We start from the raw sequence: 260 nt of genomic DNA, 5'->3' as shown, positions 1-260 counted from the left end.
CCAGTTGCTGGCTCCATGAGCCGTTCCAGATCGCGACAGTCTTGCCTTTCAGGTCGGCCACCGAATGGATGCCTTTACGCGCGACGATGCCCACACCGTCAAGGCTGGTCTGGGTACTGGCCACCACTTTCACTGGCGCACCATTGGCGGCGAGGCTGATCACCGGGGTGTCGCCGACAATACCCACATCGAGCGCACCACTGGCAACCGCCGAGGCCACCGGGGAGCCGGTGTTAAAGCGCTTGAAGTCGATTGTGTAC

At 61.9% G+C, this 260-nt stretch carries 1 protein-coding gene; it reads right to left on the bottom strand.

All coding sequences use genetic code 11. The features are described from left to right. Window positions 1–260: ABC transporter substrate-binding protein (locus KZZ04_RS19730; RefSeq protein ID WP_219423962.1), on the bottom strand; the 260-nt coding region annotated here is incomplete at both ends.

This window comes from Pseudoalteromonas sp. CR1 (assembly GCF_019392235.1).
In the GTDB taxonomy this organism is placed as follows: Bacteria; Pseudomonadota; Gammaproteobacteria; order Enterobacterales; family Alteromonadaceae; genus Pseudoalteromonas.
The sequence above is the reverse complement of the archived record's forward strand: the minus strand, read 5'-3'. Positions and strand labels throughout refer to the sequence as shown.